This window comes from Mesorhizobium sp. Primo-A (assembly GCF_003997175.1).
Lineage (GTDB): Bacteria > Pseudomonadota > Alphaproteobacteria > Rhizobiales > Rhizobiaceae > Mesorhizobium > Mesorhizobium ciceri.
This window is the reverse complement of record NZ_RZTG01000005.1, coordinates 134,335-147,545: the sequence shown is the minus strand read 5'-3', so window position 1 is coordinate 147,545 and position 13,211 is coordinate 134,335. Positions and strand designations below refer to the sequence as shown.

The 13,211-nt window shown below is 65.3% G+C and carries 15 protein-coding genes; 11 read left to right on the top strand and 4 right to left on the bottom strand.

From position 1 onward, the window contains the following. Window positions 1-130 precede the first annotated feature (130 nt). The 6 genes from EOC83_RS11340 (at window position 131) to lpxK (ending at window position 5,750) form a co-directional block, all read left to right on the top strand. Window positions 131-1,474 (top strand): TldD/PmbA family protein, encoded by a 1,344-nt coding sequence (locus EOC83_RS11340; protein WP_013532347.1) that lies wholly within the window; start codon window positions 131-133, stop codon window positions 1,472-1,474. Beyond that, the gene (locus EOC83_RS11335; protein WP_013532346.1) at window positions 1,461-2,264 is read left to right on the top strand and encodes a 3'(2'),5'-bisphosphate nucleotidase CysQ; all 804 of its coding nucleotides are present in this window, start codon (window positions 1,461-1,463) and stop codon (window positions 2,262-2,264) included. Before EOC83_RS11340 ends, EOC83_RS11335 begins: the two co-directional genes overlap by 14 nt. A gap of 103 nt (window positions 2,265-2,367) precedes the next feature. Beyond that, on the top strand, window positions 2,368-2,613 hold the full coding sequence (locus EOC83_RS11330; RefSeq protein ID WP_013532345.1) for a DUF4170 domain-containing protein: 246 nt from the start codon (window positions 2,368-2,370) through the stop codon (window positions 2,611-2,613). A gap of 5 nt (window positions 2,614-2,618) precedes the next feature. Next, window positions 2,619-3,410 carry a lysophospholipid acyltransferase family protein gene (locus EOC83_RS11325; RefSeq protein ID WP_013532344.1) on the top strand — a complete coding sequence of 264 codons (792 nt, stop codon included), beginning with the start codon at window positions 2,619-2,621 and terminating at the stop codon, window positions 3,408-3,410. After that, window positions 3,407-4,723, top strand: coding sequence for a lipid IV(A) 3-deoxy-D-manno-octulosonic acid transferase (gene waaA / locus EOC83_RS11320; protein WP_013532343.1), 1,317 nt, complete (start codon window positions 3,407-3,409; stop codon window positions 4,721-4,723). The genes EOC83_RS11325 and waaA overlap by 4 nt, the downstream gene beginning before the upstream one ends. A 1-nt stretch (window position 4,724) precedes the next feature. Continuing rightward, window positions 4,725-5,750, top strand: a complete 1,026-nt coding sequence (gene lpxK, locus EOC83_RS11315; RefSeq protein WP_013532342.1) for a tetraacyldisaccharide 4'-kinase — start codon at window positions 4,725-4,727, stop codon at window positions 5,748-5,750. Here lpxK and EOC83_RS11310 read toward each other — a convergent pair. Further along, window positions 5,747-5,980, bottom strand: a complete 234-nt coding sequence (locus tag EOC83_RS11310; protein WP_013532341.1) for a DUF2093 domain-containing protein — start codon at window positions 5,978-5,980, stop codon at window positions 5,747-5,749. The genes lpxK and EOC83_RS11310 overlap by 4 nt on opposite strands. 77 nt (window positions 5,981-6,057) lie before the next feature. Between EOC83_RS11310 and EOC83_RS11305 the strand changes: the two genes are divergently transcribed. Beyond that, the gene (locus EOC83_RS11305) at window positions 6,058-6,693 is read left to right on the top strand and encodes a hypothetical protein (RefSeq protein ID WP_244514290.1); all 636 of its coding nucleotides are present in this window, start codon (window positions 6,058-6,060) and stop codon (window positions 6,691-6,693) included. Between the two features lie 39 nt (window positions 6,694-6,732). On the opposite strand, the gene EOC83_RS11300 is transcribed toward EOC83_RS11305, so the two are convergent. Continuing rightward, complete coding sequence (locus tag EOC83_RS11300; protein WP_013532339.1) at window positions 6,733-7,659, bottom strand: LysR family transcriptional regulator; 927 nt, start codon at window positions 7,657-7,659, stop codon at window positions 6,733-6,735. Window positions 7,660-7,751: 92 nt separating this feature from the next. Between EOC83_RS11300 and EOC83_RS11295 the strand changes: the two genes are divergently transcribed. The 4 genes from EOC83_RS11295 (at window position 7,752) to EOC83_RS11280 (ending at window position 10,275) form a co-directional block, all read left to right on the top strand. Beyond that, window positions 7,752-8,645, top strand: a complete 894-nt coding sequence (locus EOC83_RS11295) for a DMT family transporter (protein WP_013532338.1) — start codon at window positions 7,752-7,754, stop codon at window positions 8,643-8,645. An 84-nt stretch (window positions 8,646-8,729) separates the two neighbouring features. Then, window positions 8,730-9,605 carry an alpha/beta hydrolase gene (locus tag EOC83_RS11290; protein ID WP_063167728.1) on the top strand — a complete coding sequence of 292 codons (876 nt, stop codon included), beginning with the start codon at window positions 8,730-8,732 and terminating at the stop codon, window positions 9,603-9,605. A gap of 57 nt (window positions 9,606-9,662) precedes the next feature. Beyond that, window positions 9,663-9,989, top strand: a complete 327-nt coding sequence (locus EOC83_RS11285; protein WP_024504825.1) for a hypothetical protein — start codon at window positions 9,663-9,665, stop codon at window positions 9,987-9,989. 10 nt (window positions 9,990-9,999) lie between these two features. After that, window positions 10,000-10,275, top strand: coding sequence for a hypothetical protein (locus tag EOC83_RS11280; protein ID WP_063167729.1), 276 nt, complete (start codon window positions 10,000-10,002; stop codon window positions 10,273-10,275). 48 nt (window positions 10,276-10,323) lie between these two features. On the opposite strand, the gene mutL is transcribed toward EOC83_RS11280, so the two are convergent. Both mutL and EOC83_RS11270 read right to left on the bottom strand, forming a co-directional pair. After that, window positions 10,324-12,198 (bottom strand): DNA mismatch repair endonuclease MutL, encoded by a 1,875-nt coding sequence (gene mutL / locus EOC83_RS11275; RefSeq protein WP_063167730.1) that lies wholly within the window; start codon window positions 12,196-12,198, stop codon window positions 10,324-10,326. A gap of 74 nt (window positions 12,199-12,272) precedes the next feature. Further along, window positions 12,273-13,175 (bottom strand): LysR substrate-binding domain-containing protein, encoded by a 903-nt coding sequence (locus EOC83_RS11270; RefSeq protein ID WP_013532333.1) that lies wholly within the window; start codon window positions 13,173-13,175, stop codon window positions 12,273-12,275. Window positions 13,176-13,211 lie beyond the last annotated feature (36 nt).

The window sequence follows — 13,211 nt, the reverse complement described above, 5'->3', positions numbered from 1 at the left end:
TCACAGGGTTCGCGGTTTGAACCGTCCGCCCTGCATTTTGATTGAAGCCTATGCCATTGCACAAGCCGGACCGGAACAATAGATGGGTGGGCAACGGCCGCACACCGGCCGCACCAGCAGGATTTCAGGCATGACCGACATATCAGACGCAGCAAAATTGACCGACCGCGTCGCGGCCCTGGTCGAGGCTGCCAAAAAGGCCGGCGCCGATGCCGCCGACGCGGTGGCCGTGCGCGGCCGCTCGACCGGTGTGTCGGTGCGTCTCGGCAAGGTCGAGGCTACCGAAGCTTCCGAAAGCGAGGATGTGGCGCTGCGCGTTTTCGTCGGCGGCCGCGTGGCGAGTGTCTCGGCGACAGCGGCGTCCGACCCGAAAACGCTGGCCGAGCGCGCCGTGGCGATGGCGAAAGTGTCGCCGCAGGATCCCTATCAAGGGCTGGCCGATCCGGCATTGCTCGCCAAACAGACGCGCGATCTCGACCTGTTCGACGCCACCGAAGTGTCGGCAGACCAGTTGAAGGAAGCCGCATTGGCGGCGGAAGCGGCAGCGCTTGCCGTCAAGGGCGTGACCAATTCGGCCGGCGCCAGCGCCGGTGCCGGGCTGGGCGGCCTGGTGCTGGCCACCTCGCACGGCTTCCTCGGCCACTATGTCGGCTCGCGTTTTTCGCGCTCGGCCAGCGTTATCGCCGGCGAGGGCACCGGCATGGAGCGCGACTATGAATTCTCCTCGCGCCAGCATTTTGCAGATCTCGATGCGCCCGAGGACATCGGCCGCAAGGCCGGCGAGCGCGCCGTGCGCCGCATCGGCGCGCGCAAGGCGGCGACCGGGCCGGTCGACGTGGTGTTCGACCCACGCGTCGCGCGCGGCATCGCCGGCCATCTCGCCGGCGCCATCAACGGCGCCTCGGTCGCGCGCAAGACCTCGTTCCTGCGCGACATGATGGGCAAGCAGGTGGCCGCCTCCGCCATCACCGTCACCGACGAGCCGCTCCGGCGACGTGGCCAGGCCTCGCGTCCGTTCGACGGCGAAGGCGTCGAGGGCGAAAAGCTGTTGATGGTCGAGAAGGGCGTGCTCAACCACTGGTTCCTGTCGACCTCGGCTGCAAGGGAGCTGGGCCTCGTCACCAACGGCCGCGGCGCACGCAGCGGCTCCTCCGTTACGCCATCCTCCACCAATCTCGCCATCGAACCCGGCGAGCGGTCGCCGGAAGAGCTGATCAAATCGCTCAAGACCGGCTTCTACGTCACCGAGGTGTTCGGCCAGGGCGTCGACATGGTCACCGGCGAATACAGCCGCGGCGCTTCCGGTTTCTGGATCGAGAATGGCGAACTGGCCTATCCCGTCGCCGAGGTCACCATCGCCTCGAACCTGAAGACGATGTTCCTCAACATGGTGCCGGCCGATGACCTCGACCGCAATTTCGGCACCGCGGCGCCGACGCTCCTGATCGAAGGCATGACCCTTGCCGGAGCATGACCTGACCACTGCCGGAGCCACCGAAGACTTGCCGCTGCTGCGCGATGCCGCCCGCGAGGCGGGGGTGATCGCCATGCGCTACTTCGGCAACAGCCCGCAAGTCTGGATGAAGGGCGGCACATCACCGGTCAGCGAGGCCGACCACGCGGCCGACGCCTATCTGCGCGAAACATTGCTGGCGGCGCGGCCGGATTATGGCTGGCTGTCGGAAGAGACAGTTGACGATCCGGTCCGGCTTTCGGCACGCCGCACCTTCGTCGTCGACCCGATCGACGGCACGCGCGGTTTCCTGGAAGGCCAGCGCACCTGGTGCGTCAGCGTCGCCGTCGTCGAGCATGGCCGCACGCTGGCCGGCGTGCTGGAATGCCCGGCGATGGAGGAGACCTATTGGGCGCTGCCCGGCCAGGGTGCTTTCCGCAACGGCAAGCGCATTGCGGTTCGCAAGCTGGCGGAAACGGCCGAGATTTCCGGGCTGAAGCAGTTGACCGACCTGATGCCTGCCGAATGGCAGGCGCGGCTGAAGCGGGCGCCTTACAGCCCTTCGCTCGCCTATCGGCTGGCCATGATCGCCAATGGCGCGCTGGACGCCACTTTCGTCAAGCCGAACGCGCATGACTGGGACATTGCGGCGGCCGACCTCATCCTGCGCGAGGCCGGCGGCCAGCTGCTCGACCAGCATGGCCGCGCTCCACTTTATGCCGGCGAGGTGACTCGTCACGGCGCCCTTGCTGCCGGCAGCGGTGAATTGCTGGCCGTGCTCGCCGGCGTCATCGCCGGTCTGGACACGTGAAAGCGTTTTCCCCGGCGAGATGAATTCATCTCGCCCTAAAGGTTCCAAAGTCGGCGGCTTTGGTCTAGACCTGTGACAAACTCACGATATGTGAAGGACCGACATGGCCGCGGAAGACGGAAAGAAACAGCTTTTGCATCTGGTGTTCGGTGGCGAACTGAAGAAGCTTGGCGGCACCGAATTCCGCGATCTCGACGGGCTCGACATCGTCGGCATCTATCCCGACTATCAATCCGCGCACACGGCGTGGAAAGCCAAGGCGCAAGCCAGCGTGGACAACGCTCACATGCGTTACTTCGTCGTTCATCTGCACCGGCTGCTGGACCCCGACAACAAGGCTGCCGGTTGACTTCGATGGAGCATGACCTGGCGAAAGGGCCAGCAAGCGATGCCGCGCCCACGGGCAGGGGACGCAGCCGCACGACCAAGGCCTTCTGGCGCAAGATTCGCCAACCGCTTGCGCAGTCGCGATTCGTCAAGAACGCCATCGCCAGCCTGTTCGCCCAGTTCGTCCGCTTCGTGCGCCTCACCAATCGCGTCGTCGAGGGATCGGCACGGTTTTCGGGCGGTGCCTATACCGAGTTCGAGCCTGGCATCATCGCCTTGTGGCACGGCCAGCATCTGCTGACGCCTGCCTATTATCCCAAGCGCAAGCCGCTGGTCGCCATGGTTTCGCGCAGCGCCGATGCCGAGCTCAACGCCTTGATGCTGGAAAAATTCGGCATCGAGGCTGTGCGCGGCTCGGGCGGGCGGGAAAATGCCAGGCACCTCGACAAGGGTGGAGCGAAAGCGCTTATCGCCCTGAAAAAGTCGCTCGCCGTCGGCAAGAACGTCGCCATGATCGCAGATATTCCGCACGGCACGCCGCGAGACGCAGGACTTGGTATCGTTCTCCTGGCTCGCCTCTCGGGCCGGCCGCTTGTGCCCGTCGCCATCACCACCAGCCGCCGCAAGGTGCTGGAGAAGAGCTGGGACAAGACCACCATTAACCTGCCGTTCGGCCGTTCGTCGATCGTCATTGGCCAGCCGATCTTCGTGGCGGCCGGCGCCGATGACGCCGAAATGGAGCGCAAGCGCCAGGAAGTGACGACAGCGCTCAATGCCGCGACCGCCGAGGCTTACCGTCTCGTGGATGCTCCGCGATGAGCGGCCGCTGGGCACGGGCCATGCTGTCGGCTTACCGATTCGCGGGTGCGGCAGCCTATCCGCTGGTCGGGCCCTACGTTGCCTGGCGCACCTCGCGCGGCAAGGAAGACCGCTACCGCCGCCGCGAGCGCTATGGCGTCGCCGGCCGCGCGCGCCCCGACGGGCCGGTGATCTGGATCCATGCCGCGAGCGTCGGCGAGACCATAGCCGTCGTGCCGCTGGTCGAAAGCATTCTCGACTATGGCGTCAACATCGTGCTGACGACCGGCACGGTGACCTCTGCGCAGGTCGCCGACGAGCGGCTCGGTGACCGCATCATCCATCAATATGTACCGCTCGACCTCAAGCCGGCGGTCAGCCGGTTCCTCGATCACTGGCAGCCGGATCTGGCAATCATCGCCGAATCCGAGATCTGGCCGATGACCATCCTCGAGCTTGGCGCGCGACGCGTGCCGCAGGTGCTGGTCAATGGCAGGCTGTCCGACCGCTCGTTCAAATCGTGGAAGAAACGCGCCAACATCGCCGAGGCGCTGTTCGAGAACCTGGCTCACGTCGTGGCGCAGTCGGATGTCGATGGCGAGCGGTTTCTCGCGCTCGGCGCGCGGCCGGTGACGGTGTCGGGCAACCTCAAGGTGGACACGTCGCCGCCTCCGGTCGACGAACGGGCGCTGGCGACACTGCGGCGGCAGATAGGCACGCGCCCGACCTGGGCGGCGATCTCGACCCATGACGGCGAGGAAGTGGTCGCGGCTGAAGTCCACGCGACGCTGCACAAGCGCCACCATGGTCTTCTGACCATCGTCGTTCCGCGTCATCCCGATCGCGCCGAGGCGCTTGCGGCGCAGATTTCCGGCATGGGCCTGAAGGTCGCGCGGCGCAGCAAGGGCGACAGGATCACGGCCGACACCGACATATTGCTTGGCGACACGATCGGCGAGATGGGGCTCTATCTCCGGCTGACGGAAATAGCCTTCGTCGGCCGCTCGCTGACCTCCGAGGGTGGCCAGAACCCGCTGGAGCCGGCCATGCTCGACACGGCGGTTCTCGCCGGGCGCAATGTGCAGAATTTTCGGGAGGCCTACCAGCGTCTCCTCGACAGCGGCGGCGCCAAGCTGGTGCGCGATCGCGACATGCTGGCCGGCGCCGTCAATTTCCTCCTGACCAACGAAGTGGCGCGCCACGAGATGATGGCGGCAGGCATTGCGACCGTCGACGAGATGCGCGGTGCGCTGGCGCGTACGCTGAAATCGCTTGAGCCCTACATCCAGCCGCTGGTCGTCAAGTCGCGCCTGAAGGGCGCGAACGGGCGCTAGCGTGGCCTCGGAAGCACCACCATTCTGGTGGGAAGAGCCGGACTGGCGGGTCCTGGCACTGTCGCCGCTGTCGGCCATCTATGCGGCTGCCGCCGGCCGCGGCATGCGGCGGGCCAAGCGTGAGAAGATCGAAGCACCTGTTCTGTGCATCGGCAATTTCACGGTTGGCGGCACCGGCAAGACACCGGTGGCCATCGCGCTCGCCAAGCAGGCCAAGCGCATGCATCTCAAACCAGGCTTCCTGTCGCGCGGCCATGGCGGCTCCTTCGCCGAGCCGCACGTGGTCGATATCGACCACGACAGCGCCCGGCATGTCGGCGACGAACCGCTGCTGCTCGCCGAACACGCGCCGGTGGCGGTGACGCCGAACCGCGCCGCCGGCGCCCGGCTGCTGCTGGAACGGAATGGCTGCGATTTCCTGATCATGGACGATGGCTTCCAGAGCGCCCGCATCCACATCGACTATGCGCTGGTCGTGGTCGATGCGCGCTACGGGATCGGCAACGGCCGCGTCATTCCGGGGGGGCCGCTCAGGGCCAAAATCGTCGACCAGCTGGTTTTCACCAGCGGGTTGTTGAAAATGGGCGAGGGCACTGCCGCCGACAGCGTGGTCCGCCAGGCGGCACGCGCCGGCCGGGCGATCTTCGAGGCCCATACAGAGCCAAGCGGCAAGGCAGGGCTTGCCGGCAAGCGGTTCCTCGCCTTCGCCGGTATCGGCCATCCCGAGAAATTCTTCGACACGGTGCGCGAGGCCGGCGGCGAACTGGCATTGACGCGGCCGTTTCCGGACCATCATTTCTATGCGGAGGACGAACTTGCCGAGCTGGCGGCGACCGCACGCACTGAGGGGCTGGTGCTCATCACCACCGCCAAGGACGCCGCCCGGCTGCGCCACGGCGCGTCACAGGACTTTCTCGACCGGCTCGAGGTGCTGGAGATCGACACGGTCTTCGAACTCGATCACGTTCCCGAGCGCATCATCGACGAGACGCTCGATGCCTGGCGCCAGCGCAAGCTGAAGGGTTAACTGCGCTTACGCAGCTCCGGATGCATCTCGATTTCACGGCGCAGCGAGGCGGTGGCGCTGATATAGGGCTCTTGCCTTGCGACGCTCCAGTACTTCAACTCGTCGAGCGGAATGCTTTCGCCTGTCACCGCGCAGCGCACGAACGCGCCGGGGCTGGTAACCTGGAAGTCGCCATCCAGGTAGCGGATGCGGGCTTCCTTGCCGCCGGGGCCTTCGAAACGGTTCATCATGCGGGGACGCCAGGGTTCATGAGAATTTCATCGCCATAAATTCCCGGCGAGGTCAAGCATGAGACAAGCCTGAGACAATGCTGAACGCTTATTGTGAAGCGGAAAAATGTAGTTGGTGGGCCGCAATGGACGTTTCCTCCACTCGTCTTCCCGCCCTGCTTAGGGAAGTGATGACGCCGCAAGCCGTGCCCTCGGGGCAGGCTGATCCAGTGATGACGGCACTGGTCAAGGCGCTGGTCCAACCGCCGGCGCCGTCTCTGCTCGCGCAGCAGACAGCGCCGGCGCTGTTGATTTTGCCGGCGGCGCCGATGGCCGTCAAATCGCAGCAGATCGCATCCGCCGGCATCGTCGATGCCTATCTTGCCCAGCTTGAGACGGGCGAAGAGGCGGCGTTGGCAACAGTCGTGGCGAGAAAGGCAAAACCCGAAGCCGAAACGCTGCGAGCCTTCTTGCCGCCTTCGACAACCGCCAATGACAATGCCTCCGCCAGGGTTGCGGGGCTGTCATTGCTGTCGCTTATCCCGCCGCAGGCTCCAGTCCCGCGCAACGCTGCCGCCCTGGGTACGCCGGCGGGCAGGCACAGGCCGGCCAATCAATCCCATGGTGCGGTGCCGCACCCTGAGCAGTTGCTGGTGAAAATTGGCTTTGTTTCGATAATGGCCGGTTTGCTGGGAGCGGTGATCCTTGGGTTCGTTTTGTTGTTGCTTCGCTGAGCTTCGAATCGGCCGGTTTTCCATATAGGTCCGGAAGGCCTATCGCTCGGCTTCGATAAACGCCTCGATCTTGTCCTGGGCCAGCCCGGCCTCTGCCGCGATGCGGCGGGCGAGGTCGGCGGCGGCGGCACGCGGCCGCCCCATCGGCCGGTCGAGCCAGTAGGATACCGGGTTGAGGGCTGTGCGCTCATCGACGGGAGTGATGCGGCCCGATTGTAATTGATGTCCGGTCAGCGGCGGGCGGGCCAGCGCGATGCCCAGCCCATAGGCGGCGGCGTCGAGCACCAGATTGTAGTCCTCGAAGCGGCGGTCCTGCGGGCGCGGGCGGTAATCCATGCCTTGCGCGGCAAACCAGGCGCGCCAGGCCGACGCGTCGGAATCGTTGATCAGCGGATATTTGAGCAGCCGGGCAGGGTCGCCCCGGCCGATCTCGCGGGCAAGCTCGGGTGACGCGACAGGGAAGACATGTTCCTCGAAAAGTTGCACCGAGATGCGGCCCGGAATGCCGCCGCGTCCACAACGGATCGAGAGGTCGATGCCTTCATCGGCAAGGTCGGCCTGGCGGATGTCGACATCGAGCACGATGCGCAGCTTCGAGGGATTGTTTTCCAGAGCCGCCATGCGCGGCATCAGCCACAGTCCGCTGACCGAGGGAATCGAGGTCAGCCGCACCACCGCCGTGCCACGCGGCTCGACCCAGCGGTCGGAATGGGTCGATATCAGCGCAAAGGCTTCCGCCGTGCGCAGATGCAGCCTGTTGCCTTCGATCGTCAGCGAGACGCCGCGCGCACCACGGTCGAAGACTTTCAATCCCAGCCAGTCCTCGAGCTTGGCGATCTGCCGGCTGACGGCGCCATGGGTGATATTGAGCTTTTCGGCGGCCGCTGAAAAGCTGCCTGTCCGCGCCGCCGCATCGAAGGCGCGCAGCGTTTCGAGCGGCACCATTGTGTCCGAGCTGTGATCCATAGTCACAGGTGATCCTCGATTTCGTCGTTTGTCAACCGGGGTGAAAAGGCGTTTTCTGCCTTTCAGGACCGAAGAAATACGAGGGCGGTGAGATGAGCGAGATAACGGGCACGTTGAATTCGACACAGCGAATGGACACCACGGCAGCCATCGCTGTGGCGCTGACGGTGGTCGGCTGGGCCTCCGCCTTTCCCGCTATCCGAGCCGGTCTCGCCGCCTTCGGCCCACTGGAACTGGGTGCGTTGCGCTTTGCCATCGCCGCTGTGCCGGCGGCGATCTTCCTGGCCGTCAAGCGCCCGGCGCTGCCAAGGCTCGACGAAGCGTGGCGCCTGGTCTTTGGCGGCGCCATCTTCGTCGCGCTCTACACCGTCATGCTCAATTTCGGCGAACTGACCGTCTCGGCCGGTGCCGCCGGCTTCATCATCAATGTCAGCCCGATCTTCACCGCCATCATGGCGATGGCATTGCTGGGCGAGCGCTTCTCAGGCGTGGCCTGGATCGGTACGGTGATTTCCTTCGCCGGCATAGGCATCATCGCCATGGCCGATGGGCATGGCCTGTCGTTCAACACCGGTGCTCTGTTGGTGCTTGGTTCGGCCTTGTGCTCGGCCGTCAACACCATCGTCCAGAAGCCGCTGTTTGCCCGCCATCATCCATTGACCATTTCGGCTTCGAACATGGTGCTCGGCGCACTGTGCCTGGCCCCCTTCCTGCCGTCGGCCTTTTCGCAGGCGGCGGTCGCCGACACAGCAGGCCTCGGCGCCGTCATCTTTCTCGGCATCGTGCCCAGCCTCATCGCCTATGCCGCCTGGGCGACCGCGCTGTCGCGTCTGCCGGCGGCACGTGCCTCCAACTTCCTCTATCTGGTCTCGCCGATGTCCGCGCTGATCGGCTTCTTCTGGCTGGGCGAAGTTCCCACTCTGCTCGGCATAATCGGCGGCGCGCTGGCGCTGGGCGGTGTCATCGTGGTGAATTTGAAGAGATGAATATTGCCGACCGTCCGCTTCCCCCATTCGGAACGATCCCTCGATCAAACGCGTTTAGCCGAGGTTTGTTCGACGGAGGTCCGAATGCCGGGTGCAACGACGCACCGACGCATGCAACTGGATGATCTATCCATTTTTTATCGCGAGGCAGGGCCGTTAGAAGCACCTGTCTTGCTCTTGCCGCACGGCTATCCCTGCTCTTCGTTCCAATTCCGCCGACTGATGCCGGCGCTCGCCGACCGCTGGCGGACGATTGCATTCGACTGGCCTGGCTTCGGATACAGCGGCACACCCGATCCGGCCACCTTCGGCTATGATTTCGACGCCTATTGCGACGTGCTTTCCAAGCTTGCCGATAAATTCGGTCTCCAACGCTACGCCTTGTGGCTGCATGATTATGGCTCGCAGATAGGACTCCGGCATGCGATCTCACACCCGGAGCGGATCAGCGCCCTGATCATCCAGAACGGCGACATCTACGAGGATGTGCTTGGACCCAAATACGCCACGATCAAGGCCTGGTGGACCGACAAGACGCCCGGCAAGCACCGTCCGCTCGAGGCCGCGGTAAGTGAGGATGGGTTTCGGGCCGAGTTCATCGGGGAAGTGGCTGACGACGTCGCCATGCGCGTGCCGCCCGATCTCTGGAATCTTCACTGGCCACTGATGAACACGCCGGTTCGTCGGCAGATCGCCGTCGGTCTGATGGAGAAGCTGGAAGCCAATCTCACCTGGTTTCCGCGCTACCAGGCTTATTTGCGTGAACACCATCCGCCCACGTTGATCGTTTGGGGGCCAGAGGATGGCTATATGCCCGCGGCGTCGGCAAGGGCCTATCATCGCGATCTGCCCGATGCGGAACTGCATCTGATCGAAGGGGCGGGTCATTGGCTGCTCGAGACACATTTCGACGACGCGCTGGCGCTGGTCCGCGATTTCCTGGCTCGTGTTCACGGCTGATCACAGCCGGCGTCCGCTATGCCCAGTTTGCTGTCCGCCTGACTGAAGGAGAACCTCATGCCGACCACACCGACCATCGCGCGCATCTGGCGCGGTCGCACCCGCCGCGACATCGCCGACGCCTATGAGCCATACCTGCGTGCCGAGGGTATTCCGCCCCTCGAGAAGACGGCGCTTGGCGTCCAATTGCTGCGCGAGGACCGTGATGCCGAGACGTGGTTCACAACCATCTCCTATTGGGCCGACATGCAAGCGATGACCGCCTTTACCAAAGGCGAACCGACCAAAGTCCATCATCTGGACCGCGATGCCGAGTTCCTGATCGAGCTGCCGGAGCGGATCGAAATCCATCGGATACTTGTCGATCGTCGGGGACTGCGCTGAGCGCCCATCGGTGGTTCGCAACCTCTTCTTCTTCGCGGTGATGTCGCTGATCTGGGTGCTGACCTGGGCCGCGATCAAGCTCGGTCTCAATGACGCGCCTCCGCTCCTGCTGGCGGCTGCACGCTATTTGCTGACCGCTTTGGCGGCAGGAGCCTGGCTCTTCGGCGAGGCGGTCGGCTGGGCTGAAATCACCGGTGCGATCCTCCTGCTGGCGGCGGCTGCGATCGCGCTACTCAGGCCGCTGGGCGAAAATCGCGGGCGACCACATTGTCGGCCGGCCTCCTGACCTGCCGACCTCGAGCGGCGAAGCGATAGGCCCGCAATCCGTCCGCAGCTATCGCCGTCCGAAAAGCCGTTCGATATCCGCTAGCTTGAGTTCGATATAAGTGGGGCGGCCGTGGTTGCAGGTGCCGGAGCCGGGCGTCGCCTCCATCTGCCGCAGCAGCGCGTTCATCTCCTCGGCCTTGAGCAGGCGGCCGGAGCGCACAGAGCCGTGGCACGCCATGGTCGCGGCTATCTTGTCCAGCCGCTCCTTCAGCGTGTCGACCGTGTCGTTGTCGGCGATCTCGTCGGCGAGGTCGCGCACCAATTGCTGGACATTGGCCTCGCCCAGCATCGACGGCGTCTCGCGCACCGCGACAGCGCCGGGGCCAAAGCGCTCGATGCCGAGACCGAAGCGGGCCAGCGTTTCCGAATGCAGCGCAAGCCGCTCGGCATCCTCTTCCGGCAGGTCGATGATTTCGGGCAGAAGTAGCATCTGCGAGGGCACCGGGCGCGAATGCAGCGCATTCTTCAGCGCCTCGTAGACCAGCCGTTCATGCGCCGCATGCTGGTCGACGATGATGAGCGAATCCCTGGTCTGGGCGACGATGTAGTTCTCATGCACCTGGGCGCGCGCCGCGCCCAGCACCGCGCCGAGCAACGTCTCGGCCGCTTCATCCTGCCCTGCGCGTGCATCGGCGCTGGCAAGCGGACCGGCATCGAAAGCCGCTTGCTCGCTTTCTCGCAAGCCGCGCTGCTCGAAGCCCGCACCATCGAAACCCATATCGAGCGGCCGCTGCGGCGATCGGGCAGGATCGAAGCCGGACGGACCCGACGCGCGGTAGGCCGCGTCGTAGCTGCGGTGGCCGTTTGCCGGTCCGCCGTGGCCGTAGGATGCGGCCCCTGGCCGGAACGCCGCCATCATGCCGGCGGCACCCGTGGTGGCGGCGCGGACGCCGGCATCGGCCAGTGCCTGTCGGATGGCCCCGACGATCAATCCGCGCACAAGGCCGGGATCGCGGAAGCGCACATCGGCCTTGGCTGGATGGACGTTGACGTCGACGATGGCCGGATCGAGCGTCAGGAACAGCACCGTCACCGCATGGCGGTCGCGCGGCAGGACGTCGGCATAGGCGCCGCGTATGGCGCCGGCGATCAGCTTGTCGCGCACCGGGCGGCCGTTCACATAGGCATATTGCTGCAGCGCGTTGGCGCGGGTGAAGGACGGGATCGACGCGTGGCCGGTCAGATGCACGCCATCGCGCATCGCGTCGAGGGCAATCGAATTGTCGGGAAAATCGGTGCCCATCACCTGGGCGACACGACGCAGGCTGCCTTCCGCGCTGTCGTCCGCCGCCGGCAATTCCAGTGTCGAGCGGTCCGAGCCGGCCAGCGTGAAGCGCACGGCGGGGAAGGCGATGGCGATGCGCTTGACCACATCGCTGGTGGCCGAGCTTTCGGCGCGCTCGCCCTTCATGAACTTCAATCGGGCCGGCGTTGCGAAGAACAGGTCGCGCACCTCGACCGTGGTGCCGCGATTGGCCGCCGCCGGCCTGACAGGCAGGACGCGGCCACCCTCGATGCCGATCTCGGCGGCGCTGCCGCTTGCTGCCGTGCGCGAGCGGATCGAAAGTCGCGACACCGAGCCGATCGACGGCAGCGCTTCGCCGCGGAAGCCCAGCGAGCGAATGTCGTTGATATCCTCGGTGAGCTTGGAGGTGCAGTGACGTGCGATCGCCAGCGCCAGCTCCCGTTCGGGAATGCCGGAGCCGTCATCGGTGACGCGGATCAGGTTCAGCCCGCCGCCCGATGTGACGATCTCGACGCGCGAAGCACCGGCATCGAGCGCATTCTCGACCAGTTCCTTGACCACGCTCGCCGGACGCTCGATGACTTCGCCGGCGGCGATCTGGTTGATCATCGTTTCGGAAAGCTGGCGGATGGGCATGGCGGCACTATAGGCGGATTCGCGTCGCGCGGGAGGGGCAGAATTGCGCCAGCGGTGGATCAGTGGAAAACGACTTATGCCTGCGCCGCCAGCCAGTCGCGCACCTTGCGGGCGTTGTCGCTGAGCTCCCGGTTCTTCGGCCAGACGACATAGAAGGCCTTGCCGGTCTTCAGCACATGATCCGTCACCGGCACCAGCAGGCCCGACGCCAGCAGCCGCTCGGCGAGATGCCGCCAGCCGAGCGCGATGCCTTGGCCTTCCATGACACCTTGGATCACCAGGCCGTAGTCGTTGATGCGCAGGCCGCGCGCGGTATCGCTGAGATTGGCGCCCGCAGACTGGAACCATTCGTCCCAACTGGCCGCCTCGCGATACGGCTCCTCCAGATGGATGAGGCGGTGCGTGGCCAATTCGGCAGCGGATCTGGGCAGGCCGAACTTTGCCGCATAGCTGGTGCCGGCGACGGGAAATATCTCCTCGTCAGCCAGCGGCAACGAATGATAGTCCGGCCAGTCCCGCGGCGCGCCGCCGCGCACGCCGAGCGGAATGCCTTCCGCGATGATGTCGAGGTCGCGGTCGGCGGTCTGGATACGCAGGTCAATGCCCGGCAGCTCGTCACGGAACTGCTGCAGGCGCGGCATCATCCAGAACGAACCGAACGCGGTCGAGGCGGCCAGCGTGACATGACCGCCGGTCGCCTGCAGGCGCAGATCCTCCGCCGATTTGCGGATGTGCGAAAGGCCGAGCGAGACGTCGGCATGGAAGCGCTCGCCGGCCTCGGTCAGGAGCACCTGGCGGTGGCGGCGCTGGAACAGCTTGGCGCCGAGCTGTTCTTCCAGTCCGCGCACGGCATAGGAGACGGCGGCCTGCGTCATGCCCAGCTCGCGCCCGGCGGCGGTGAAGCTCGACAGCCGCCCGGCCGCCTCGAAGACGATCAGGCTGCCGGCCGAAGGCAGAAGGTGGCGCAAGCTTCGCATAAGCTGAGCTTATACAAGAGATCAGGATTTTCCAGC